This window comes from Streptomyces sp. NPDC048507 (assembly GCF_043199995.1).
GTDB lineage: Bacteria > Actinomycetota > Actinomycetes > Streptomycetales > Streptomycetaceae > Streptomyces.
Genome location: NZ_JBICWZ010000018.1, coordinates 68,890 through 90,184 on the forward strand (window position 1 = coordinate 68,890; position 21,295 = coordinate 90,184).

General features: G+C 72.5%; 18 protein-coding genes. 14 read left to right on the forward strand and 4 right to left on the reverse strand.

Annotated elements, in window-relative coordinates; all coding sequences use genetic code 11:
• Window positions 1-173 precede the first annotated feature (173 nt).
• The 4 genes from ACGFXC_RS32245 (at window position 174) to hutH (ending at window position 5,008) form a co-directional block, all read left to right on the forward strand.
• The gene (locus ACGFXC_RS32245) at window positions 174-1,337 is read left to right on the forward strand and encodes an adenylate/guanylate cyclase domain-containing protein (protein WP_393718424.1); all 1,164 of its coding nucleotides are present in this window, start codon (window positions 174-176) and stop codon (window positions 1,335-1,337) included.
• A 29-nt stretch (window positions 1,338-1,366) separates the two neighbouring features.
• On the forward strand, window positions 1,367-2,170 hold the full coding sequence (locus ACGFXC_RS32250; protein ID WP_393718466.1) for an enoyl-CoA hydratase/isomerase family protein: 804 nt from the start codon (window positions 1,367-1,369) through the stop codon (window positions 2,168-2,170).
• A 59-nt stretch (window positions 2,171-2,229) separates the two neighbouring features.
• A complete protein-coding gene (locus ACGFXC_RS32255; protein ID WP_393718425.1) occupies window positions 2,230-3,348 on the forward strand; it encodes a diguanylate cyclase domain-containing protein in 1,119 nt (372 codons plus the stop codon).
• Window positions 3,349-3,466: 118 nt separating this feature from the next.
• Window positions 3,467-5,008: a histidine ammonia-lyase gene (gene hutH / locus ACGFXC_RS32260; protein ID WP_393718467.1), complete on the forward strand. Its 1,542-nt coding sequence runs from the start codon at window positions 3,467-3,469 to the stop codon at window positions 5,006-5,008.
• Window positions 5,009-5,113: 105 nt separating this feature from the next.
• Here the strand turns inward: hutH and ACGFXC_RS32265 are convergent, their stop codons facing one another.
• Window positions 5,114-5,449: a hypothetical protein gene (locus tag ACGFXC_RS32265; protein WP_393718426.1), complete on the reverse strand. Its 336-nt coding sequence runs from the start codon at window positions 5,447-5,449 to the stop codon at window positions 5,114-5,116.
• Window positions 5,450-5,613: 164 nt separating this feature from the next.
• On the opposite strand from ACGFXC_RS32265, the gene ACGFXC_RS32270 reads away from it, so the two are divergent.
• From ACGFXC_RS32270 to ACGFXC_RS32290, 5 genes are all read left to right on the forward strand, one after another.
• Entirely contained in the window at window positions 5,614-5,898 is a 285-nt protein-coding gene (locus ACGFXC_RS32270; RefSeq protein ID WP_393718427.1) for a hypothetical protein, read from the forward strand.
• Between the two features lie 142 nt (window positions 5,899-6,040).
• Window positions 6,041-7,300, forward strand: coding sequence for an Ig-like domain-containing protein (locus ACGFXC_RS32275; RefSeq protein WP_393718428.1), 1,260 nt, complete (start codon window positions 6,041-6,043; stop codon window positions 7,298-7,300).
• Between the two features lie 167 nt (window positions 7,301-7,467).
• On the forward strand, window positions 7,468-8,982 hold the full coding sequence (locus ACGFXC_RS32280; protein WP_393718429.1) for an ABC transporter permease: 1,515 nt from the start codon (window positions 7,468-7,470) through the stop codon (window positions 8,980-8,982).
• 88 nt (window positions 8,983-9,070) lie between these two features.
• On the forward strand, window positions 9,071-9,748 hold the full coding sequence (locus ACGFXC_RS32285) for an ABC transporter ATP-binding protein (protein WP_393718430.1): 678 nt from the start codon (window positions 9,071-9,073) through the stop codon (window positions 9,746-9,748).
• A gap of 47 nt (window positions 9,749-9,795) precedes the next feature.
• Entirely contained in the window at window positions 9,796-10,764 is a 969-nt protein-coding gene (locus ACGFXC_RS32290) for a GNAT family N-acetyltransferase (protein ID WP_393718431.1), read from the forward strand.
• Window positions 10,765-10,776: 12 nt separating this feature from the next.
• On the opposite strand, the gene ACGFXC_RS32295 is transcribed toward ACGFXC_RS32290, so the two are convergent.
• The gene (locus tag ACGFXC_RS32295) at window positions 10,777-11,673 is read right to left on the reverse strand and encodes a helix-turn-helix transcriptional regulator (RefSeq protein ID WP_393718432.1); all 897 of its coding nucleotides are present in this window, start codon (window positions 11,671-11,673) and stop codon (window positions 10,777-10,779) included.
• A gap of 205 nt (window positions 11,674-11,878) precedes the next feature.
• Here ACGFXC_RS32295 and ACGFXC_RS32300 point away from each other — a divergent pair, with 205 nt between their 5' ends.
• The 5 genes from ACGFXC_RS32300 to ACGFXC_RS32320 all read left to right on the forward strand — a co-directional run bounded on the left by ACGFXC_RS32300 (window position 11,879) and on the right by ACGFXC_RS32320 (window position 19,300).
• The gene (locus ACGFXC_RS32300) at window positions 11,879-12,925 is read left to right on the forward strand and encodes an NAD(P)-dependent alcohol dehydrogenase (RefSeq protein ID WP_393718433.1); all 1,047 of its coding nucleotides are present in this window, start codon (window positions 11,879-11,881) and stop codon (window positions 12,923-12,925) included.
• Between the two features lie 205 nt (window positions 12,926-13,130).
• The gene (locus tag ACGFXC_RS32305; protein WP_393718434.1) at window positions 13,131-15,314 is read left to right on the forward strand and encodes a sulfatase-like hydrolase/transferase; all 2,184 of its coding nucleotides are present in this window, start codon (window positions 13,131-13,133) and stop codon (window positions 15,312-15,314) included.
• Window positions 15,315-15,411: 97 nt separating this feature from the next.
• Window positions 15,412-16,692, forward strand: a complete 1,281-nt coding sequence (locus tag ACGFXC_RS32310; RefSeq protein WP_393718435.1) for an AAA family ATPase — start codon at window positions 15,412-15,414, stop codon at window positions 16,690-16,692.
• Entirely contained in the window at window positions 16,689-17,636 is a 948-nt protein-coding gene (locus ACGFXC_RS32315; protein ID WP_393718436.1) for a hypothetical protein, read from the forward strand. Before ACGFXC_RS32310 ends, ACGFXC_RS32315 begins: the two co-directional genes overlap by 4 nt.
• 50 nt (window positions 17,637-17,686) lie before the next feature.
• On the forward strand, window positions 17,687-19,300 hold the full coding sequence (locus ACGFXC_RS32320; protein WP_393718437.1) for a DUF262 domain-containing protein: 1,614 nt from the start codon (window positions 17,687-17,689) through the stop codon (window positions 19,298-19,300).
• Window positions 19,301-19,368: 68 nt separating this feature from the next.
• Here the strand turns inward: ACGFXC_RS32320 and msrA are convergent, their stop codons facing one another.
• Window positions 19,369-20,031 carry a peptide-methionine (S)-S-oxide reductase MsrA gene (msrA, locus tag ACGFXC_RS32325; protein WP_393718438.1) on the reverse strand — a complete coding sequence of 221 codons (663 nt, stop codon included), beginning with the start codon at window positions 20,029-20,031 and terminating at the stop codon, window positions 19,369-19,371.
• 88 nt (window positions 20,032-20,119) lie between these two features.
• A complete protein-coding gene (locus ACGFXC_RS32330; RefSeq protein WP_393718439.1) occupies window positions 20,120-21,232 on the reverse strand; it encodes a hypothetical protein in 1,113 nt (370 codons plus the stop codon).
• Window positions 21,233-21,295: the final 63 nt, after the last annotated feature.

Sequence of the window (21,295 nt, forward strand, 5' to 3'; positions counted from 1 at the left end):
CCCGGGGGCGGGCCCCCGTGCCCCGGGCCCGGATCGCGGGGCGGGCGCCGGAAACCGTCCGCACCCACGATGGGGAGTGAGCTACGGCACACCTGCCGTATGGTTTAGGCGATCCCGGTCCCGCGGTGATCACCCGGTTTCGCAGTGCGCACGGAATGGACAGGAGGCGGCCCTTGACCGTCGACGACTCTACGTCCGGCGCGTCCCCGTCCGGATCGGGCTCCGGGGGCGGTCACGGCACCCCCATCGGGCGTGACCAGCACACTCCCATGCACGAGGTGGACCACACCGCGCAGCCCACCGCGGATCCGCTCGCCATCCGGCTGGAGCAGCTGATCCTGGGCGCCGAGCGGCGGTACACGCCGTTCCAGGCGGCCCGCAGCGCCGGGGTGTCGATGGAGCTGGCCTCGCGCTTCTGGCGGGCGATGGGCTTCGCGGACATCGGGCAGGCCAAGGCCCTGACGGAGGCCGACGTACTGGCCCTGCGGCGGCTGGCCGGTCTCGTCGAGGCGGGGCTGCTGAGCGAGCCGATGGCGGTGCAGGTGGCCCGTTCGACGGGGCAGACCACCGCCCGGCTGGCGGAGTGGCAGATCGACTCGTTCCTGGAGGGCCTGACGGAGCCCCCCGAAGCGGGGATGACCCGTACCGAGGTCACGTACCCGCTGGTCGAGCTGCTGTTGCCGGAGCTGGAGGAGTTCCTGGTCTACGTGTGGCGCCGCCAGCTGGCGGCGGCCACGGGCCGGGTCGTGCAGGTCGCGGACGACGAGGAGATGGTCGACCGGCGCCTCGCGGTGGGCTTCGCGGACCTGGTGGGCTTCACGCGGCTGACCCGGCGCCTGGAGGAGGAGGAGCTCGGCGAGCTGGTCGAGGCCTTCGAGACGACGGCGGCGGACCTGGTGGCGGCGCACGGCGGCCGGCTGATCAAGACGCTGGGCGACGAGGTGCTGTACGCGGCCGACGACGCGTCGACGGCGGCGGAGATCGCGCTGCGGCTGATCGAGACGATGGAGGCCGATCCGCAGATGCCCGAACTGCGCGTGGGCATCGCCTTCGGCACGGTGACGACCCGGATGGGCGACGTGTTCGGCACGACGGTGAACCTGGCCTCGCGGCTGACCTCCATAGCCCCCAAGGACGCGGTGCTGGTGGACGGCGCCATGGCCGAGGAGCTGAGCCGTACGGGGGCCGCGCCGAAGTCGGAGAAGGACGCCGAGACCGAGCAGGGCGGCGGCACGTACCGCTTCGCGCTCCAGCCGATGTGGCAGCGGCCGGTGCGCGGTCTGGGTGTCGTGGAGCCCTGGTCGCTGACGCGCAGGGCGCCTAAGATCCCCGGGTAACGTTCGTTAACCGGGAGGGTGGCGTGGCTGTGGACGAGGTCCGGTTCGGGGAGTTCGTCGGGGTGCGGCGCCACGGCGACGGCGGGTTCGTCGCCGAGTTGGTGCTGGACCGGCCCAAGGCGATGAACGCCGTGTCCACGGAGATGGCGCGGTCCATCGGGGCCGCCTGCGCGGCGCTTGCCGCCGACGCTTCGGTGCGGGTCGTCGTGCTCTCCTCCACCCACGAGCGGGCCTTCTGCGTGGGCGCCGACCTCAAGGAGCGCAACTCCTTCTCGGACGCCGAGCTGGTGCGGCAGCGGCCGACCGCCCGCGGGGCCTACGGGGGCGTGCTGGACCTGCCGGTGCCGACGATCGCCGCGGTGCACGGCTTCGCCCTGGGCGGCGGCTTCGAGCTGGCGCTGGCCTGCGACGTGATCGTGGCCGACGCGACGGCGGTGGTCGGCCTGCCCGAGGTGTCGGTGGGCGTGATCCCGGGCGGCGGCGGTACGCAGCTGCTGCCCCGGCGGGTCGGGGCGGCCCGCGCGGCCGAGCTGATCTTCACCGCGCGCCGGGTGGAGGCCGCGGAGGCCCTGTCGCTGGGCCTGGTGGACTCGGTGGCCCCGGCGGGCGAGGACCGCGAGCGGGCCCTGGAGCTGGCGGCGGCGATGGCGGCGAACTCCCCGGTCGGGCTGCGCGCGGCCAAGCGGGCGCTGCGGCTGGGGCACGGGATGGACCTGGCGGCCGGGCTGGAGATCGAGGACGCGGCCTGGCGGACGGTGGCCTTCTCGGGGGACCGGGCCGAGGGCGTGGCGGCGTTCAACGAGAAGCGCAAGCCGAACTGGCCCGGGGAGTAGCGGCCGCCGAACGACGCGCCCGCCGTCACCAAATCGGACAAAACCCCTAATCTGGGGTGATGGGAGTGGACGGGCGGCTGCGGGCCGTCGTGGAACTCGCGCAGGCCATGGCGGCGGCGTGCGCACCGCGGGACAGCGTCCGGGCGGCCGCGCGGGGTGCGCGCCTGGCCATGGACGGGTCGTTCGCCGCGATCTCCGCGTGGGAGCGCGAGCGGGGGCGGCTGCGCGTGCTCGTGAACGAGGGCGGGCGGCGGGCCGGGGAGGAGGAGTTCCCCGAGGACGAGTCCTACCCCGTGCACGACTTCCCGGAGATCACCGAGTTCCTGCACGAGCGCTGGGCCGGCGGCGGCGGGCCGCACGCCTGGGTGGAGAGCGCGGTGGGCGAGCGCCCCGGCCGCCGGGGCGAGGCCCTGCGCCGGCGCGGGCGCGGTTCGTGCGTGGTCGCGCCGATCGTGCTGAGCGGACGGGCCTGGGGCGAGCTGTACGTCGCCCGCGACGAGGGGCTGGCGGACTTCGACGGGGACGACGCCGAGTTCGCGACGGTGCTGGCGGCGGTGGTCGCGGCCGGACTCGCGCAGAACGAGCGGCTGGAGGAGGCGCGCCGGCTGGCCTTCACCGACCCGCTGACCGGGCTCGCCAACCGGCGGGCCGTGGACATGCGGCTGGACGAGGCGCTGGAGGAGCACCGGCGCACCGGGGCGGTGGTGAGCCTGGTCGTCTGTGACCTGAACGGCCTCAAGAAGGTCAACGACACCCACGGGCACGCGACGGGCGACCGGCTGCTGGAACGGTTCGGGTCGGTGCTGAGCCTGTGCGGCGCCATGCTGGCGGGTGCGCTGGTCGCCCGTCTGGGCGGGGACGAGTTCTGCCTGGTCAGCTCGGGTCCGTCGGCGGACGAGGTGGTCCGGGTGACCGAGGAGGTCTGCGTACGGGCCGCCGAGCTGGAACTGGGCGAGGGGGTCGCCTGCGGGGTCGCCTCGACGGGGGACCCGATCGGCCCCGTGAAGTCCTCGCGCCGGCTGTTCCGGCTGGCGGACGCGGCGCAGTACAAGGCGAAGGCGGCGCGGTCGGCGGGGCCGGTGGTGGCGGGGCGCGACACGGCGGTGGTCCGGCTGGCCGACGCGGCCGCCGCCCGGGAGGCGCCGGGGGAGCGCCGCCGGTTCCGGGGGCGGCCGTGACGGGGTTCCCGGCGGGGCCCACGGCGGGGGTCCGGTAAGGGGCGCACCCCTGGCGGGATCGTGACAATGTTGGCTAGTGACAGGTTGGGATTCAGTCCGTAGGGTGCTGAATATGGATATGCACACTGTCGTGGTGGGGACGTCCGGGACCACCGCCGAGGACGTCATCGCGGTCGCCCGGGGCAACGCGCGGGTCGAGCTGTCCGGCGAGGCGCTCGACGCGCTCGCCCGCGCCCGCGGGATCGTCGACGCGCTCGCCGCCAAGCCCGAGCCCGTCTACGGGGTCTCCACCGGCTTCGGCGCCCTGGCCTCCCGGCACATCAGCCCCGAGCTGCGCGCGCAGCTCCAGCGCAACATCGTCCGTTCGCACGCCGCCGGCATGGGCCCGCGCGTCGAGCGGGAGGTCGTGCGCGCCCTGATGTTCCTGCGCCTGAAGACGGTGGCCTCCGGGCACACCGGCGTGCGCCCCTCCGTCGCCCAGACCATGGCCGACGTGCTCAACGCCGGGATCACCCCCGTCGTCCACGAGTACGGCTCCCTCGGCTGCTCCGGCGACCTCGCCCCGCTCTCCCACTGCGCCCTGGCGCTGATGGGCGAGGGCGACGCCGAGGGCCCCGACGGCACCGTCCGGCCCGCCGGGGAGCTGCTCGCCGAGGCCGGGATCGAGCCCGTCGAGCTGCGCGAGAAGGAGGGCCTCGCCCTCCTCAACGGCACCGACGGCATGCTCGGCATGCTGGTCATGGCCCTGGCCGACCTCGGCACCCTGTACACCTCCGCCGACATCACCGCCGCGCTGACGCTGGAGGCCCTGCTCGGCAGCGAGAAGGTCCTGCAGCCCGAGCTGCACGCCATCCGCCCGCACCCCGGCCAGAGCGCCTCCGCCGCCAACATGGCCGCCGTGCTGAAGGGGTCCGGGCTCACCGGGCACTTCCAGGAGGAGTCCGCGCCGCGCGTGCAGGACGCCTACTCGGTGCGCTGCGCCCCGCAGGTCGCCGGCGCGGGCCGCGACACGCTGGCGCACGCCGCGCTGGTCGCCTCCCGAGAGCTGGCCGCCGCCGTCGACAACCCGGTGGTGCTGCCCGACGGGCGCGTGGAGTCCAACGGCAACTTCCACGGCGCCCCGGTGGCGTACGTGCTGGACTTCCTGGCCATCGCGGCCGCCGACCTCGGCTCGATCGCCGAGCGCCGCACGGACCGCCTCCTCGACAAGAACCGCAGCCACGGCCTGCCGCCGTTCCTCGCGGACGACGCCGGTGTGGACTCCGGTCTGATGATCGCCCAGTACACGCAGGCGGCCCTGGTCAGCGAGATGAAGCGGCTCGCCGTGCCGGCCTCCGCCGACTCGATCCCCTCCTCCGCCATGCAGGAGGACCACGTCTCCATGGGGTGGTCGGCCGCGCGCAAGCTCCGTACCGCCATCGACAACCTGACGCGGATCATCGCCATCGAGCTCTACGCCGCCACCCGCGCCATCGAGCTGCGCGAGCACCTCACCCCGGCTCCGGCCAGCCGTGCGGCCATCGACGCGGTACGGGCGGCGGGCGTGGAGGGTCCGGGGCCGGACCGTTTCCTCGCCCCCGACCTGGCCGCCGCCGACGCCTTCGTGCGCGCGGGCGCGCTCGTGGCCGCCGTGGAGCCGGTGACGGGCCCGCTGGCCTGAGGCGCTGGCCCGGCCGGGCACGTACGGGGGCCGCGCCCCCGGGGACCCGATCCCCGGGGGCGCGGCCCTTCGCGTACGGCGCGGGAGGGGGCGGGCGCGGAGCGGTTACTGGGCGCGCGAGCGGCGTACCGAGAAGGCCACGAACCCGGCCCCCAGCCCCAGGCAGAGCGTGCCGCCCACCACGTACGGGGTGGTGTCGACGCCGCCGGTGTCGGCGAGCGAGAGGGTGACCACGGCGGCCCCCTCGGGCTCGCCGGCCTCGGCGATGCTGCCGGTGCCCGTACCGGTGCCGGTGACGGTGCCCGTGTTGGCGGCGGCGGGCGCGCCGGAGGTGCCCGCCGGGTGCCCGGGGGCCGTGGCGTTCGCCGAGGGGACGAACCAGAGGGCGGCGAGGAGGGTGGTCGCTCCGAGAGCGGTGAGCAGCGGTCGAGGTGCGGACACGGTGCGATCCCCCTTGCGGAAGCAGCGAATTGGCCGTGTGGGCAGATGCTAGTGAAAGGGGCGGGTCGCGGGAAAGTCGAGGCTGTCGCGGGCTTACTCTCCGTCGTATGAACCCTTCTGAGACATCACGATACGTACGGCTTCGGGTGGATTTGGTACTGGAGGTGACCGATTCGGATGCCCTGATCGGAGCCGCCCTCGCGCACATCAAGGCCGACGAGTTCATGCCGGACGAGGAGCGCGGGCACGCCGAATCGGCCGTGCGGGAGGACGAATCGGAGGCCCTGGCCTACCTGGTGGACCCCACCGACCTGGTCGCGGAGCTGTCGGGAGTGGAGCTTGCGCAGGCCTCCTGGAGCAGCGAACCGGTCGAATACGACCCCGAGTCCCTGGAGTGGGACCTGGACGGGGAAGATGGTGACTTCGAGGAAGAGGCCGACAACGCCTGACCGTGGGGTTGCACACATCCGAACGGAATGTGGAACCGTTCCGCGTCGTAACGCGTTGTCAGGACGAGCAGGGGTTCGCACCCCTGCCCGGCCCGATCCCGGGAATGCAGCCTCGGGGTTTCCGGCAACGATGGAGTGACGTGTGAGGACGTACAGCAAGCGGCGGAGGCGGTCCCTGGTGGCCGTATCCGCCGTGCTCGGTGGCGTACTGATGCTCTCGGCCTGCAACGACGGGGGCAGCGAGAAGGCACAGGGCAACGGCGAAACGGGCAAGTCGCAGGCGGATGTGGACGCGGCGGCCGCCAAGGACACCTCCAAGGCGCGAATAGCGATCACGCCCAAGGACGGCGCGACCAACATCGGCCTGAACGACGCCACGAACGTCACCGTCAGCGACGGTACGCTCACCAAGGTCGAACTGAAGACCACGGACGGCACCGCCGTGGCCGGCAAGATCTCCTCCGACGGCAAGAGCTGGAAGCCGGAGGGCGCGCTCAAGCGCTCCACGAAGTACGCGCTCGCGGCGACCGCGAAGGACGAGGCCGGGCGCGAGGCGCACGAGAACACCTCCTTCACGACGGTCTCCCCGGAGAACAGCTTCATCGGCTCGTACATCCCGGACGAGGGCGAGACGGTCGGCGTGGGCATGCCGGTCTCCATCACCTTCAACAAGCCGATCAAGGACATGAAGGCCGTCCAGGCGGCCATCACCGTCTCCTCCAGCAGCGGCCAGGAGATCGTCGGCCACTGGTTCGGCAACCAGCGCCTCGACTTCCGCCCGGAGGAGTACTGGAAGGCGAACTCCACCGTCACGCTGAAGCTGGCGCTGGAGGGCGTGCAGGGTGCTCCCGGCATCCAGGGCGTCCAGAACAAGACGGTCAACTTCAAGATCGGCCGGAGCCAGGTCTCCACGGTCGACACCAAGACGAAGAAGATGACGGTCACCCGGGACGGGCAGGTCCTCAAGACCATCCCGATCTCGGCGGGCTCCCCGGAGAACCCGACGTACAACGGCCAGATGGTGATCTCCGAGAAGTTCAAGGAGACCCGGATGGACGGCGCCACCGTCGGCTTCAAGAACGGTGAGGGCAAGGGCGAGTACGACATCAAGGACGTCCCGCACGCCATGCGGCTGTCGACCTCCGGCACCTTCATCCACGGCAACTACTGGGGATCCGACTCGATCTTCGGCAGCGTGAACACGAGCCACGGCTGTGTCGGTCTGAACGACTCCAAGGGCGCGGGCGACCCGGACACCGCCGGTGCCTGGTTCTTCGACAACTCGCTCATCGGCGACGTGGTCACCGTGATGAACTCCCCGGACAAGACCATCAAGCCCGACAACGGCCTCAACGGCTGGAACATGAGCTGGGCGGAGTGGAAGGCCGGTCCCTCGGCCTGATCCGGATCTGACGGCCTGACGGTCTGACGGTCTGACGGTCTGACGGCTTCGAAGCCGGACGGCGGGAACCCCACCAGGGGTCCCGCCGTCCGGCTTTTCCGTGCTTCTCATCCGACTCTTACCCGCGCCTTATCCGGCCATCAGGGGTGCCGCCTACTTTCGGCCGCATGTTCTTCACCTACCTCCGGCGCGAGTTGCGCCGCCGCCGGAAGGCCGCGCTCGTCGTCGCCTCCGGGCTCGCCCTCGGCATCGCCCTCGTCATCGTGGTCACCTCCGTGTCGGCGGGCATGAACGCGGCCCAGGACAAGGTCCTCCAGTCGCTCTACGGCCTCGGCACGGACATGACCGTGACCAAGGCGCAGGCCCCGCCGGGGGAGAACGGCCAGCCCTCCAGGCCCCGCTTCCAGTTCGACGCCAAGGGCGAGGGCGACGCGAACGCGGACGCCGAGCAGAGCCACGACATCGTGATGCCGCAGGGCTTCCAGACCCTGGATGCGGCCACGGTCGGGCAGGTGTCCGGCCAGAGCGGGGTCGCGCAGGCGGTGGGCGGCCTCAGCCTCCAGGTGATGAAGGTCAACGGCCAGTTCAAGCGGGGCGAGTTGAGGCGCTCGCAGGGCGGTACGGGAACCGGCCGGGGCGGCGCGGGCGGCGGCCAGGGCGGCGGCCCGGGCGGTACGGGCGGCGGCCAGGGCGGGTCGGTCGAGGGCGGCGGCGCGAACTTCGACGTCAACTCCTTCTCCGTCTACGGCGCCGACGTGGCGCACCCCGCGCTCGGCCCCCTGACCACCTCGAAGATCACCTCCGGCCGCACCTTCCAGGCCGGCGAGGCCGACACCGCCGTCGCCGTCGTGGACAGTGCCTACGCCACCCAGAACAAGCTCGCCGTGGACGCCACGCTGACCATCAAGAACACCCCGTTCAAGATCATCGGCATCGCCACCGCCGACAGCGGCGACGCCACCGCCAACGTCTACCTCCCGCTCAAGCAGGCCCAGACCCTCGCCGAGGCCGCCGACAAGATCACCACGGTCTACGTGCAGGCCAAGGATTCCCAGGCGATCGGCTCCGTCAAGCAGGCCATCCAGAAGAACGTCCCCGACACCACCGTGACCACCTCGGCCGACCTCGCCGACACCGTCTCCGGCTCTCTCTCCACGGCCTCCTCGCTGGCCTCCACCGTCGGCAAGTGGCTCTCCTACGCCGTCCTCGCCGCCGCCTTCCTCGTCGCGGGCCTGCTCACCTCCTCCGCCGTCTCCCGGCGGGTCAGGGAGTTCGGCACCCTCAAGGCGCTCGGCTGGAAGAGCGGCCGCGTCACCCGGCAGGTCGCCGGAGAAGCCCTGGTCAACGGCCTGATCGGCGGAGTTCTCGGCATCGGCGTCGGCCTCGGCGCGGCCTACGTGATCACCGCGGTCAGCCCCAGCCTCACCGCGCAGCTCGCGGGCGCCGGCGGCGGCCGCGGGGCGGGCGGCCCGGGCGGGGGCGGCGGGGGCCGCATGTTCGGCGGCGCCGCCCGGCACACCGCCGGGAAGGCCCTGGACGTGGCCCTGACCGCGCCCGTCTCGCTCTCCACCATCGGCCTGGCCGTCGGCCTCGCGGTGGCCGGCGGCCTCGTCGCGGGCGGCTTCGGCGGCTGGCGCGCCTCGCGGCTGCGGCCCGCGGACGCCCTGCGCCGCGTCGAGTAGCCGGGCGCCGCGTCCGCCCGTCCGCCCGCGCCCGTCCGTACGGGCCACGCACGTGGCCGCGTACCCCCACAGCAACCGAGGGAACCAGATGTACCAGCTCACCGGAGTCACCAAGCGCTACCGGCGCGGCAAGGAAACCGTCGACGCGCTCGCCGGCGTCGACCTGACCATCGAGGACGGCGGCCGGCTCGTCATCCAGGGGCCCACCGGCGGCGGCAAGTCCACCCTGCTCCAGATGCTCGGCGCGCTCGACCGCCCCACGGCAGGCCAGGTCGTCCTGGACGGGCTCGACCTGGCCACCGTCTCCGAGGCCCGGCTGACCCGCGTCCGCGCCGAGAGCATCGGCTTCGTCTTCCAGTCCTTCAACCTCATCCCGACCCTGACCGCCCAGGAGAACGTCGAGACGGCCCTCGTCCCCCTCGGCCTCAAGGCCGCCGAGCGGCGGGCCCGGGCCGCCGAGGCCCTGGAATCGGTCGGCCTCGGCGAACGGATGGGCCACCTGCCCGGGGAGATGTCCGGTGGCCAGCAGCAGCGCGTCGCCATCGCGCGGGCGCTGGTGAAGAAGCCCAAGGTGCTGCTGGCCGACGAGCCCACCGGCAACCTCGACGAGTCCATGCGCGACGAGGTCATGGACCTGCTGGAGGGCCTGTGGAAGGAACACGGCCTGACCTTCGTGATGGTCACCCACGACAGCGCCCTCGCCCGCCGCGCCCCGCGCGTGGCGACCATCCGGCGCGGCCGGGTCACGGTCACCGAAAACCCCTGAGAAAACCCCTGAGCGCACGTCCCCGGGCACGGTCTAGGGTCCGGGGCATGACGAAGATCAACGCACGGTCCGGGCCCCCCGCCGAAGCCGAGGTGGACGCCTGGTGGGCGGTCCAGGTCGCGGCCCACGCCGTCGACGCGGCCGCCCTGCCCGGTCTGCCCCCGCCCGCCCGGGTGGAGGCGGCCGGGCGGCTGGGGGTGCCGTCCAGCCGGGGCGACGCCGTCCGCTGGACCACCGGGGAGGGCGACGGGCAGGCCGCCCTGCTGCTCTTCACCGAGGAGGGCAACACCCACGCCGCGTTCCTCGACGAGCTGACCGTACGGCCCGACGCCCGCCGGCGGGGCGTGGGCACGGCCCTGTGGGAGCGGGTCCGCGCGGAACTGCTCGCCCGGGGCCGGACCTCCGTCGCCACCGTCGCCGACCTCGGCGGGCCCGGGCAGGCCTTCGCCGAGTCCCTCGGCTTCCGCAACGTGCTGCCGATGGCCTGGTACGTCCAGGAGCTGCCCGCCACCGCTCCGGCCGCTCCCGACACCCCCGGCTACGAGCTCCTGACCTGGTCCGGCCTGGTCCCCGACGCCTGGACCCCGGCCCTGGCCGTGGCCCACGGGGCGATGGAGGACGCGCCGAGCGGCGACAGCGACGAGGAGTTCCGGCCCTGGACGGCCGCGCGGGTGCGGGCCGCACAGCGCCTCGTCCTGGACCGGGGCGGCGAGATGACCACCGTCGCGGCGCTCACCCCCGCCGGGGAGGTCGCCGCGTACACCGTGCTGGTGCTGCCGGACCCCGAGGGCCCGCGCGCCCTCCAGTACGACACCGTCGTCGTGCCCCGGCACCGGGGGCGGGGCCTCGGCCGGGCGGTGAAGCTCCGGATGCTGGAGCGGGCCGCCGCCCGCCACCCGGGGCTGCGCCGGATCGGTACCACGGTGGCCGACGGCAACGGGCCGATGCGGGCCGTGAACGAGGCCCTGGGCTACCGCCGGGAGCGCGGCGCGGGCCTCTTCCAGCTCGGGCTGTAGGGCCGGGCGCCGTCAGCCCTGTTGGTCGGCGGGGGCGGACGGCGCCGAAGAGGACGAGGGCGAGGGGGCCGACCAGGAGGACAGCATGCGCAGGGCGTCGGCCGACGGGGAGCCCGGCTCGGCGTGGTAGGTGACCAGGAACTGCGCCGGGTCGTCGGGCAGCGTCAGCGTCTCGAAGGACAGGTCCAGCGCGCCCACCAGCGGGTGCCGCAGCCGCTTCACGCCGTGCGTCTTGTTGTCGGCGACGGTGTGCGCCGCCCACAGCCGGCGGAACTCCTCGTTCTTCACCGACAGCTCGCCGACCAGCGCCGACAGCTGCTCGTCGTCCGGGAACTGGCCGGCGTACATGCGCAGGTTGCTGACCACCTCGCACGCCCGGCACTCCCAGTCCGCGTACAGCTCCGCCGTGGCCGGGTCCAGGAACACCAGCCGCACCAGGTTCCGCTCGGCCGCCGGCATCGCCCCGAAGTCGCCGAAGACGGCCGCGGCCAGCGGGTTCCACCCGATGACGTCCTGGCGCCGCCCCACCAGGTACGCCGGTACGCCGTCCATCGCCTCCAGCAGCGACCGCAGCCCCGGCCTGACCTGCTGCGGGCGCCTCGGGCGGCTGCGCTTGCGGGTGCGGGGGCTCGCCAGGTGGTTCAGGTGCGCCGATTCCGTACCGTCCAGGCGCAGCGCCCGCGCGATGGCGTCGAGCACCTCCGCGGAGACGTTCTGGCCGTGCCCCTGTTCGAGCCGCGTGTAGTACGCCACCGACACCCCGGCCAGCTGCGCCAGCTCTTCGCGGCGCAGTCCCGGCACCCGGCGGTGGCGCCCGTAGTCCGGCAGGCCCACGTCCTCGGGCCGCAGCCGGGCCCGGCGGGTGCGGAGGAACTCTCCCAGTTCGGCGCGCTGATCGAGGTGGTCCATGGCGCAAGTATCCCCGGACGGGATCGCCGGCGCGGGGGTCATCCTGACCCCGCCAGGGGTAGGTCCGGCAGTCCTAGGCTCGGCAGGGGGCTGGGTGGCGTGCGCCGGGAACGGCATCGTGGGACGCACCGCACCACCGCTGCACGGACGCCGCGGCCCGTTTCCACCCCCGGAGCCGCGCGTCCTCGTCCGAGGAGATCACCCCATGTCCGTCACCCAGGTCGCCGCCTACGCCGCCCCCGCCCCCAAGGCACCGCTGGAGCGCACCACCGTCCCGCGCCGTCCGGTGGGCGAGCACGACGTCCTCATCGACATCAAGTACGCCGGCATCTGCCACTCCGACATCCACCAGGCCCGGGACGGCTGGGGCGAGGGCATCTTCCCGATGGTCCCGGGCCACGAGATCGCCGGGATCGTCGCCGAGGTCGGTGCGGGCGTCACCCGGTTCGCCGTCGGGGACCGGGTGGGCGTCGGCTGCATGGTCGACTCCTGCCGGGAGTGCGAGTACTGCCTGCGCGGGCAGGAGCAGTTCTGCGTCCAGGGCATGACCGGCACGTACAACGCCGTGGGCAAGGACGGGGAGCCCACCTACGGCGGCTACTCCACCCACATCGTCGTCGACGAGAACTACACCGTCCGCATCCCCGAGGGCCTCTCCCTCGACGTCGCCGCCCCGCTGCTCTGCGCCGGGATCACCCTGTACTCCCCGCTGCGCCACTGGGGAGCGGGCCCGGGCAAGAAGGTCGCCGTCATCGGCCTCGGCGGCCTCGGCCACATGGGCGTGAAGATCGCCGCCGCGCTGGGCGCGGAGGTCACCGTCCTGTCGCAGAGTCTGCGCAAGAAGGAGGACGGCCTGCGGCTGGGCGCCTCCCACTACTACGCGACGAGCGACGAGACCACCTTCGAGGAGCTCGCCGGCAGCTTCGACCTGATCGTCTCCACCGTCTCGGCGCCGCTGCCGCTCGACACCTACCTGGGCCTGCTGAAGGTCGACGGCGCGTTCGTCAACGTCGGCGCTCCGGAGGAGCCGGTCTCGCTGAACCTGTTCTCCGTCATCGGCGGCCGCAAGACCCTGGCCGGGTCGATGATCGGCGGCATCGGGGAGACCCAGGAGATGCTCGACTTCTGCGCGGAGCACGGGCTGGGCTCGGAGATCGAGGTCATCGCCGCCGAGCAGGTCAACGAGGCCTACGAGCGGGTGGTGGCGAGCGACGTGCGCTACCGCTTCGTCATCGACGCCTCGACCATCTGATCCCCGGATCCCCGGATCCCCGGATCGCGCCGGTCCGGCCCCCGCACGCGCGGGGGCCGGTCCGGCGTTCCGGCGTTCCGGCACCGTCGGCCCCGGTGCCGTCCGCCGTCCGCCGTCACGCGTTCTTCATGCTCCGTGCATGGCCCCCGCCGGGCCCCGCTGCCGATGATCTGGTCACCGACCGTCCGCAGCCCAGGAGTCCGAGATGACCAGCCGCCGTCACTTCCTCGCCGGATCCGCGGCCGCCGCGGGCCTCGCCGCGCTGCCCCAGCTCCCCGCGGCCGCACCGGCCGCGGCCGCCGCGGACGGGGCCGCCGGGGTTGGGGCCGCCCCGCTCCCGAACCTCGTGGTGGTCCTGGCCGACGACCTGGGCTACGGCGACCTCGGCGCGTACGGCCAGAAGCTGATCACCACCCCGCGCCTCGACCGGCTCGCCGCCGAGGGGCTGCGCTTCACCGAGGCCTACGCCGCCGCCGCCGTCTGCGCCCCCTCCCGCGCCGCCCTCCTGACCGGCCTGCACACCGGCCACGCGGCCGTCCGGGCCAACCCCGACAGCGGCGGCCAGGGCGCCCTGCGCGACGGGGACACCACCGTCGCGGAGGTGCTGCGGGCGCGCGGCTACCGTACGGGCCTGTTCGGGAAGTGGGGCTTCGGACCCGAGGCCGCCGACCAGCCCAGCCATCCGGCGGCGCGCGGCTTCGAGGAGTTCTACGGGTACATCGACCACGGCCACGCCCACGAGTACCGGCCCGCCTACCTGTGGCACAACGGCGTCAGGGAACCCCTCGCCGCCGGCACCTACGCCCCCGAGGTCATCGCGGCCCGCGCCCTGGACTTCATCGACGCCCGCGCCGCCGGCCCCGACCCCTTCCTGCTCTTCCTCACCCCCAACCTCCCGCACGCCCCCGGCGAGATCCCGGACGTGGGCGCGTACGCCGCCCGCTCCTGGCCACAGGCCGACAAGGCGCACGCGGCGCAGATCAGCCTGCTCGACGCACAGGTCGGCGCCGTCGTGGACCGGCTGCGGGCGCACGGGATCGCGGAGCGCACGGTGGTGCTGATCGCCTCCGACAACGGCCCGCACGAGGAGGGCGGCGTCAACCCCGACCTCTTCGACGCGAACGGGCCGCTGCGCGGCTACAAGCGCAACCTCTACGAGGGCGGCGTACGGGTTCCGCTGATCGCCTGGGCCCCCGGGCGGATCGCGGCGGGCACCACCAGTTCCCGCCCCACCCCGCTCCACGACCTCCTGCCGACCCTCGCCGACCTGGCGGGCGCCCCGGCCCCGTCCGACATCGACGGCCTCTCCGCCGCCCCCGTCCTCGCGGGCGCTGCCGCGCTCGCCCCGCTCCACGGGCACCTGTACTGGTACCGCGACGAGCAGGGCGTCACCGCCCGCGCCAACGCGCAGGACGGGGGGAGGGCGAAGCGGGTGGCGGAGGCGATCCGCAAGGACCACTGGAAGGGCGTACGGTTCGCTCCCGCGCGGGACCGCACCGCCCCCGACGGGCAGTGGAGCTTCGAGCTGTACGACCTCGCGGCGGACCCGGGGGAGCAGCGCGACGTGGCGGCCGCGAACCCGTCGGTGGTGACCTCCCTGACCGGCCTGCTGCGGTCCTCCTGGTCCGCGCCCGGCCCGCGCCGCGACTGGGGCCTCACGGCGGTGGCGGACGGCGTCTCGGTGACGACCCGACTGGCCAACGGCACCGCCCGGGCCTGGCCGGACGTACGGGTGGAGCTGGCGCTCCCGGCCGGCTGGACGGCGGTGGCCGGCGGGTCGGCGGCGGCGGCGTCCCTGGCCCCGGGGGCGGCCCTGACCACCGTCTGGACCGTGACGGCGCCCACGGCCGCGGCCGGCTCCGTGACGGCCTCGGCGACCACCTCGGCGTTCCGCTTCACGGCGTCCGCGCGGTTCACCCCGCTCCCGGCGCCGCCCACCGCCGACGCCTACCTCAGCGACCTGCCCTGGGTCTCGGCCGCGGGCGGCTGGGGCCCCGTCGAGCGGGACCGCTCGAACGGCCGCAAGGAGGCGGGCGACGGACCCCCGATCGCCTTCGGCGGCGTCACGTACGCCAAGGGCCTGGGCGTCCACGCCCCGTCGGAGGTCGTCTACCACCTGGGCGGCCGCGCGGACCGCTTCACGGCGCTGGTCGGCATCGACGACTTCTCCGCGGCGCAGTCGGCGGCCGGGGCGACCCGCGCCCTCGTCCGCGCCGACGGCCGCACCCTCCTGACGACGGCCACCCTCACCGCCGCCACGGGCCCGGTGGCGCTGGACCTCGACGTCCGCGGCGTCCGCCTCCTGCACCTGGTGGTGCAGGACGCCAACGCCAACTCCGCCTTCGACCACACCTCCTGGGCCCGCGCCCACATCACGGTGGTGCGTTAGGGTCGTGGCCGCACGGGGGTCCGCTCCGTGTGTGATCGGCCGTGCTGGCGGTCAAAACGCCTCTGTCGGCGTCCGGTTGCACGGCTAAAGTGACTGTATGTCACTCAGGCGGATGGCTCTCACCAACTACCGTTGCTTCGCGGACAGCGAAGACATCGAACTCGCCCCCCTCACCGTGATCCTCGGGCGGAACAATTCGGGCAAGAGCGCCCTGGTCCGCGCGCCCCTGGTCATCGGAACGGGGATCCGCACGGAGTCCCCGATCCCGCTCGACCTGGACGAACTGCCCGAAGACATCCTGGATTCGTTCACCGACCTCGTCTACGGCAACAGGCCGCACGGCGGGATCTCGATGGATCTCGAAATCTCCGGTGCGTCGGAATCGACCGTGCAGGTATCGGCCGCCATCCAGAACATCGACGAGTGCATGACCCAGGTGGTCAGCAAGTTCGAGCTCGCGGCGGGCGGCGTGCGGACCGTCCTGACCTGGGACCTGAAAGACCCGATCAACCCCACGTACGATGCCGTGCACGACGGGGCCGAGCTCGGACCGCTGCGCGTCCGCTTCCACGGGATCATTCCCATCGGATTCGAACCCGTAGCGGGTACGCCGGAAGAATCGAGCTTCCTGGAATTCATCGAAGGCATGGGTTCCGCGGTGCGCGAGAACTATCCGGTCGTCAGGTACGTGGGGCCCTTCCGAGAACGTCCGCACCGGCGCTACCGGCTACCCGGTCGCATGCCGTCCGACGTGGGGATCAGCGGGGAGTTCGCGGCCGGGATCCTGGCCAGTGACATCGCCCGGAACAACAGATCGCTCATCCGTCAGGTGAACCTCGATCTGGCGGACAACCTGCCCGGATGGAGCGTCGACGTGGTCGAGAGGGGGGGGCTCTATTCCGTCGTGCTCAAATCGGAGTCCGAAGACGGGCTGGAGGTCAACCTGGCGGACTCCGGTACGGGTGTCGCCCAGGTGCTTCCGCTCTTCGTGCAGCGAGCCCTCGACATGCTGAGCCCTCCGGAGAGCCCGGTGCTGGAGATCGTCGAACAACCGGAGCTGCACCTGCATCCCGCGGCGCACGGGCCGCTGGCCGACCTCTACCTCACGGCGGTGCAGCGGTCCAAGGTCCGCTTCATCGTCGAGACGCACAGCGAGACCTTCCTGCTGCGCCTGCGCCGCCGGATCGCCGAAGGCATGCCCGCCGCCAACGTGACCCTCTTCTTCGTGGAACACGCCGGTGCTCACTCGCGGACGCGCCGCATCAACATCGCGCAGGACGGAAGCCTCGATTTCTGGCCGGAGGGCGTCTTCTCGGAGGATTACGAGGAGGCGCGTGCCCTCGCCGCGGCGCAGTTGGAGAGGCGAGCGAACCTTTGAGGATCGAGCTCTCCCCGGCGGTCTTCGCGTCCCCGGATTCGTTAATCGACATCCTGACGATCCTTCGGGAGGTGTACGAGGGCCGCCATGACTGGCAGGTGAGTCCCGAGTCCGCGCAGGCGGGAATCTCGTACCTGCGCCGCCATGCGAAGGAATTCGCGGACCTGTTCGCCGAATTTTCCCACAAGAGCTTGGTGGAGGCTGCCTGGCGCGGGCCGCGAGCGGGCTCCGTGGTCGAGGTCGAGCCGGACCGTCTCAGGGAATACGCCCGCGACCTCTGCCGACCCGCCCAGTTGGTCGTCGAGGACGAGGAGTCGGACGGGAACTTCCTGCGCGCGGTCTTCGTGGCCTTCTCGGCGTCACGTCTCCTGCTGGCGCTCGAGAAGGACTGGCTGGAGATCCGGCACGGGGGAGGGGGCAGCCTGGCCAAAGTGGCCGCCGATGCCGCCACGAAGTTCACCACGACCGTACGCGTGGCCGCCCTCCTCGACAGTGACCGTCTGATCCCCGGCCAGCGCACCGGATCCCACGTGAAGGCGGACCACCTGCAGGGGCTGGGCGTCAGGGTCCACGTGCTCACCCTGCGGGAGGCGGAGAACTACGCTCCGACCAGAATCCTGGCCATCGTCGGGCAGCGCGCGGAGACCTATCGGCGGATCGGGCACCTGAAGAAGCTCTCCCCCGAACAGCGCGGCCACTACGACATGAAATCCGGATTCCGGTCCGCCGGCGGGAAGGGCTCCGTACCGGCCGCTCAGGAGGTCCTCTACCGCGATGTGGGTGAGGCCACCGTGCGGGGACTGGGAGAGGGCTTCGGGAAGGGGATTCTGAAGGCGATGCGGGAACATGCCGGAAGTCTTACCGTCGAAGACTTCGACAAGATCGGTCCGGGGGTCGCCGACGAGCTTGAAATGTTGATGAAGGTAATTCTCGAGGTTATTTAGGAGGAACGGTGGCAGGTATTCAAGGCGAGATTACCGTCAATCCGCAGATCATGCTCCTCGAGCAGGTTCTCAAGGAGATCAAAGAGGGCAAGCTCCGCGTTCCCCGGTTCCAGAGGCCGTTCGTCTGGCGCCCGGAGCAGATGCTGAAGCTGTTCGACAGCATCGAGCGCGGATATCCGATCGGGAGCCTCCTCATCCTGGAGTCGAACGCGGAGATCCCGAGTCTCGACAAGCTGGCGGACATCGAGGTCCCGGCCCCGCCGGCCGGGGAGACGATCGCCTACCTGCTCGACGGGCACCAGCGGGTCTCCACGCTCTTCGGGAGCCTCATGCGCCGCCCCGCCGGAGAAGATCCCGCAGCCCAGAGCGAATGGATGTGGCAGGTCTACCGCGAGCTCGGTGGCCTGCAGGAACGCTCCGACCGGTTCCGGCACTGGAAGAGGGAGCAGGAACCCCCGGCGCACTACCTTCCCATGCGTTCGGTCCTGCGGACGATGGACTTCCTGGCGTACGGCAGGAAGTTGTCGGAAGCGGTGGACGGTGAGCTCGTCCTCGAACGTCATCTGGACGAGGCGGAACAACTGGCCCACCGCATCAAGTCGTACCAGCTGGCGGTCATCCGGCTGAAGGGCGGCGGTCTCACCCACGCCGTCGAGGTCTTCTCGCGGCTCAACAGCAGCGGCCAGTCGATGTCCCCCGACCAGATGGTGTCCGCGCTGGCCTACACGCCCGACGGCGAGAGCCTCGCGGAGCGCATCGAGTCGACCCGGGAGAGCCTGGCTCCGCTGGGGTACGGGCAGATCACGTCCATCACCGTCTTCCGGTCCATCCTGGCCGTCAGTGGCGAGGAGGACATCCTCGACGCCCGGTGGGAAGTCATGGCCACCCGGGTCAAGGGGAGCCTCGCGACGTCGGTCGACAACACGGACCACGCGATCAGGGCGGCCGTGGAGTTCCTGCGCGAGAAGATCCAGGTTCCGCTGGCCCGGCTTGTTCCCTACCAGATCCAGATCGTCTTGCTGACCGCCTTCTTCCACTGCAATCCGAACCCGTCGGACGGGCAGCTGTGGGAGCTCGAACGATGGTTCTGGGGGACCTCCTGGTCCGGGTTCTTCGCCGGGGCGAACACGACCAACGTCAAGATCTCCCTCCAGCGCATGAAGGCCTTCGCGAAGGGCGAGGTGGACGCCCCGTGGGACGTCGAGATGGCGCGCCCGTTCCCGAACCGCTTCGACATGCGCAGCGCGCGCGTCCGCGCCTTCATCCTCTGGGAGCTGCGCCAGTTCCCCGCCAGGGAGGCCGGGAGCGGCGAGATGATCGACCCGGTGAAGCTGCTCCAGGTAGCCGATTCCAACGCCTACCGTCATGTGGCCCACAAGACCGAGAGCGTGTCGCACCCGGCGAACCGACTGCTGCTCCCGACGGAAGACGGCTACTCGGTGCGCAGTACGCTCACGGGCCTCACCGGCGACCGAGCGGAGTCGTTCAGCAGCAGCCACGGCATCCCCGCCGATGCACTGGAGGCCATTCGTCAGCAGCGGATCGAGGACTTCATCGCAGCGCGGGCGCGGTTCCTGGAATCCAGCGAACGCGAGTTCATGGAGACCATGGGCATCCCCGTCCCGCTGGAACGCACGGGTGAGGCGGACATCGACACCGAATGAGGGGACCTGGCCCGGGCCCCGGCGACACCGCCGGGGCCCGGCGCGATCCGACACCGTGCTCCGTGCCGCTACTCCGCGGTGGCCACGCCGATGGGGCAGGAGACGCCCGTGCCGCCGATGCCGCAGTAGCCCGCCGGGTTCTTGTCGAGGTACTGCTGGTGGTACGGCTCCGCCGGCCAGAAGGGGCGCTCCGCCGCCGGGAGGACGGCCGTGCTGATGTCGCCGTAGCCGGAGGCGGTCAGGACGCGCTGGTAGGCGGCGCGGGAGGCCTCCGCGGTGGCCTGCTGGGCGGGGGAGTGGGTGTAGACGGCCGAGCGGTACTGGGTGCCGACGTCGTTGCCCTGGCGGAAGCCCTGGGTGGGGTCGTGGGACTCCCAGAACAGCTTCAGGAGCGCCTCGTAGGACACCAGCGCCGGGTCGAAGACCACGCGGACGACCTCGGTGTGGCCGGTCTGGCCCGAGCAGACCTCCTCGTACTCCGGGTTCTCGGTGTAGCCGCCCTGGTAGCCGGCCAGGGTGGTCCACACCCCCGGGGTCTGCCAGAACTTGCGCTCCGCGCCCCAGAAGCAGCCCAGGCCGAAGTCGGCGACCTCCAGGTGCGCGGGGTAGGGGCCGGCGAGCGGGTTGCCGAGGACGGTGTGGCGGTCGGGCAGGGAGAACTGCGGCTGCGTACGGCCCTTGAGGGCCTCCTCGCGGGTGGGCAGTTCGGGCGTGCGACGGTACGAGAACATGGGGATTCCCTCCTTGTACGGGTGTCAACGGCCGGGGGCCGGGAGGGATTCCCGCCCGCCCCCCGCCCCCGGCCCGGGCCGTGCGGGGTCAGTGGGGCAGCGTCGCCGGAGAGCCGCCGTTGGCCTCGTAGCCGGCCACCGCCAGCGCGCGGTGGACCGCGTACGCGGCGGCCGGGTCGGGCGTGGCGGACCACGGGAGGGCGCCCACGCAGCCGTCCACGTGCCGCACCTGCTCCATCGCCTCCGCCCAGCGCTCCATGTTCACCAGGAACACCAGCAGCAGGTGCCGTACGTGCGCCAGCATCGGGTCGTCGGCCCGCGCCGAGTGCACCGCGTACAGCGCCCCCTCCACGGCCCGGGTGACGACCGCGCTCTGCCAGAAGCTGCTCACCAGCACCACCTCGGGCAGGTGCTCGTACACCGCGAACAGCGGCAGCGCCGCCAGCAGCGAGCCCCGGGGGGCGCGCGCCGCCGCCGCGTGCGAGAAGGCGTCGGCCTTCTCCCGCGAGCCGTGCCACTTCTCGCACCAGTAGTGCAGCGCCGCCAGGTGCGCCCCCATGTGGGCCGGGGCGAGGTCGATCACCTTCGCCCACAGCGCGTCGAAGTCCGCCTCCGCGTACCCGAGGGCCCGGGCGATGGCCAGCTCCGTGATGAAGGGGACCGGGTCGCCCGGAGACAGCAGGGCCGCCTTGCGGCAGGCCGCCCGGGCCTCCTCCAGGATGATCCGGTGGTCCTCGGAACCGACGCCGCCGGAATGCCGCCAGGCCTGCTGGACGAGCAGTTCCGCGTGCACCTGCGCGCCGCCCGCGTCCTTCTCCGCCTCCAGCCGCCACGCCTTCAGCCACTGCGCGCCCGCCCCGGGCTGCTGCACCAGTTCCAGCGCGGCCGCGCCGCCGAAGGCCTGTACGCGCTGCCAGCGCAGCTCGCCCTCCCGGGGGGTGCCGGCCAGCAGCGCCGAGGCCGCCCGCCAGTGCCCGCCGCGCTGGACGCTGCCCAGCGCGTCCATCAGGTCCCGGTCGGGCCCGGGCACCCGGATGTCCAGCTCCTCCTGGCGGACGAAGCCGTAGTCCGCCGGGTCGGCCGCGTCGGGGCTGCCGGGCGCGACCAGCCGGGGGCCGCCGCCGCCGCGCCTGGCCCGTACGAACTGGAACGTCATGGCCGCGGCCAGGGCGAGCCCCATCAGGACCCAGATCATCTGCATGCCCTCCAGCGAACCAGACGCGGCGGGGGAAAGGCCAATGCCCCCGCCCCCGGCCGGTGCGCG

Excerpts from the sequence above, each read along its gene's own strand:
- ACGFXC_RS32285 (WP_393718430.1), top strand. The coding sequence starts at position 9,071 with ATGTACCAGCTCACCGGAGTCACCAAGCGCTACCGGCGCGGCAAGGAA.
- ACGFXC_RS32280 (WP_393718429.1), top strand. The coding sequence starts at position 7,468 with ATGTTCTTCACCTACCTCCGGCGCGAGTTGCGCCGCCGCCGGAAGGCC.
- ACGFXC_RS32330 (WP_393718439.1), bottom strand. The coding sequence starts at position 21,232 with ATGCAGATGATCTGGGTCCTGATGGGGCTCGCCCTGGCCGCGGCCATG.
- ACGFXC_RS32300 (WP_393718433.1), top strand. The coding sequence starts at position 11,879 with ATGTCCGTCACCCAGGTCGCCGCCTACGCCGCCCCCGCCCCCAAGGCA.
- ACGFXC_RS32290 (WP_393718431.1), top strand. The coding sequence starts at position 9,796 with ATGACGAAGATCAACGCACGGTCCGGGCCCCCCGCCGAAGCCGAGGTG.
- ACGFXC_RS32255 (WP_393718425.1), top strand. The coding sequence starts at position 2,230 with ATGGGAGTGGACGGGCGGCTGCGGGCCGTCGTGGAACTCGCGCAGGCC.
- ACGFXC_RS32310 (WP_393718435.1), top strand. The coding sequence starts at position 15,412 with ATGTCACTCAGGCGGATGGCTCTCACCAACTACCGTTGCTTCGCGGAC.
- ACGFXC_RS32320 (WP_393718437.1), top strand. The coding sequence starts at position 17,687 with ATGCTCCTCGAGCAGGTTCTCAAGGAGATCAAAGAGGGCAAGCTCCGC.
- msrA (WP_393718438.1), bottom strand. The coding sequence starts at position 20,031 with ATGTTCTCGTACCGTCGCACGCCCGAACTGCCCACCCGCGAGGAGGCC.
- ACGFXC_RS32305 (WP_393718434.1), top strand. The coding sequence starts at position 13,131 with ATGACCAGCCGCCGTCACTTCCTCGCCGGATCCGCGGCCGCCGCGGGC.
- hutH (WP_393718467.1), top strand. The coding sequence starts at position 3,467 with ATGCACACTGTCGTGGTGGGGACGTCCGGGACCACCGCCGAGGACGTC.
- ACGFXC_RS32295 (WP_393718432.1), bottom strand. The coding sequence starts at position 11,673 with ATGGACCACCTCGATCAGCGCGCCGAACTGGGAGAGTTCCTCCGCACC.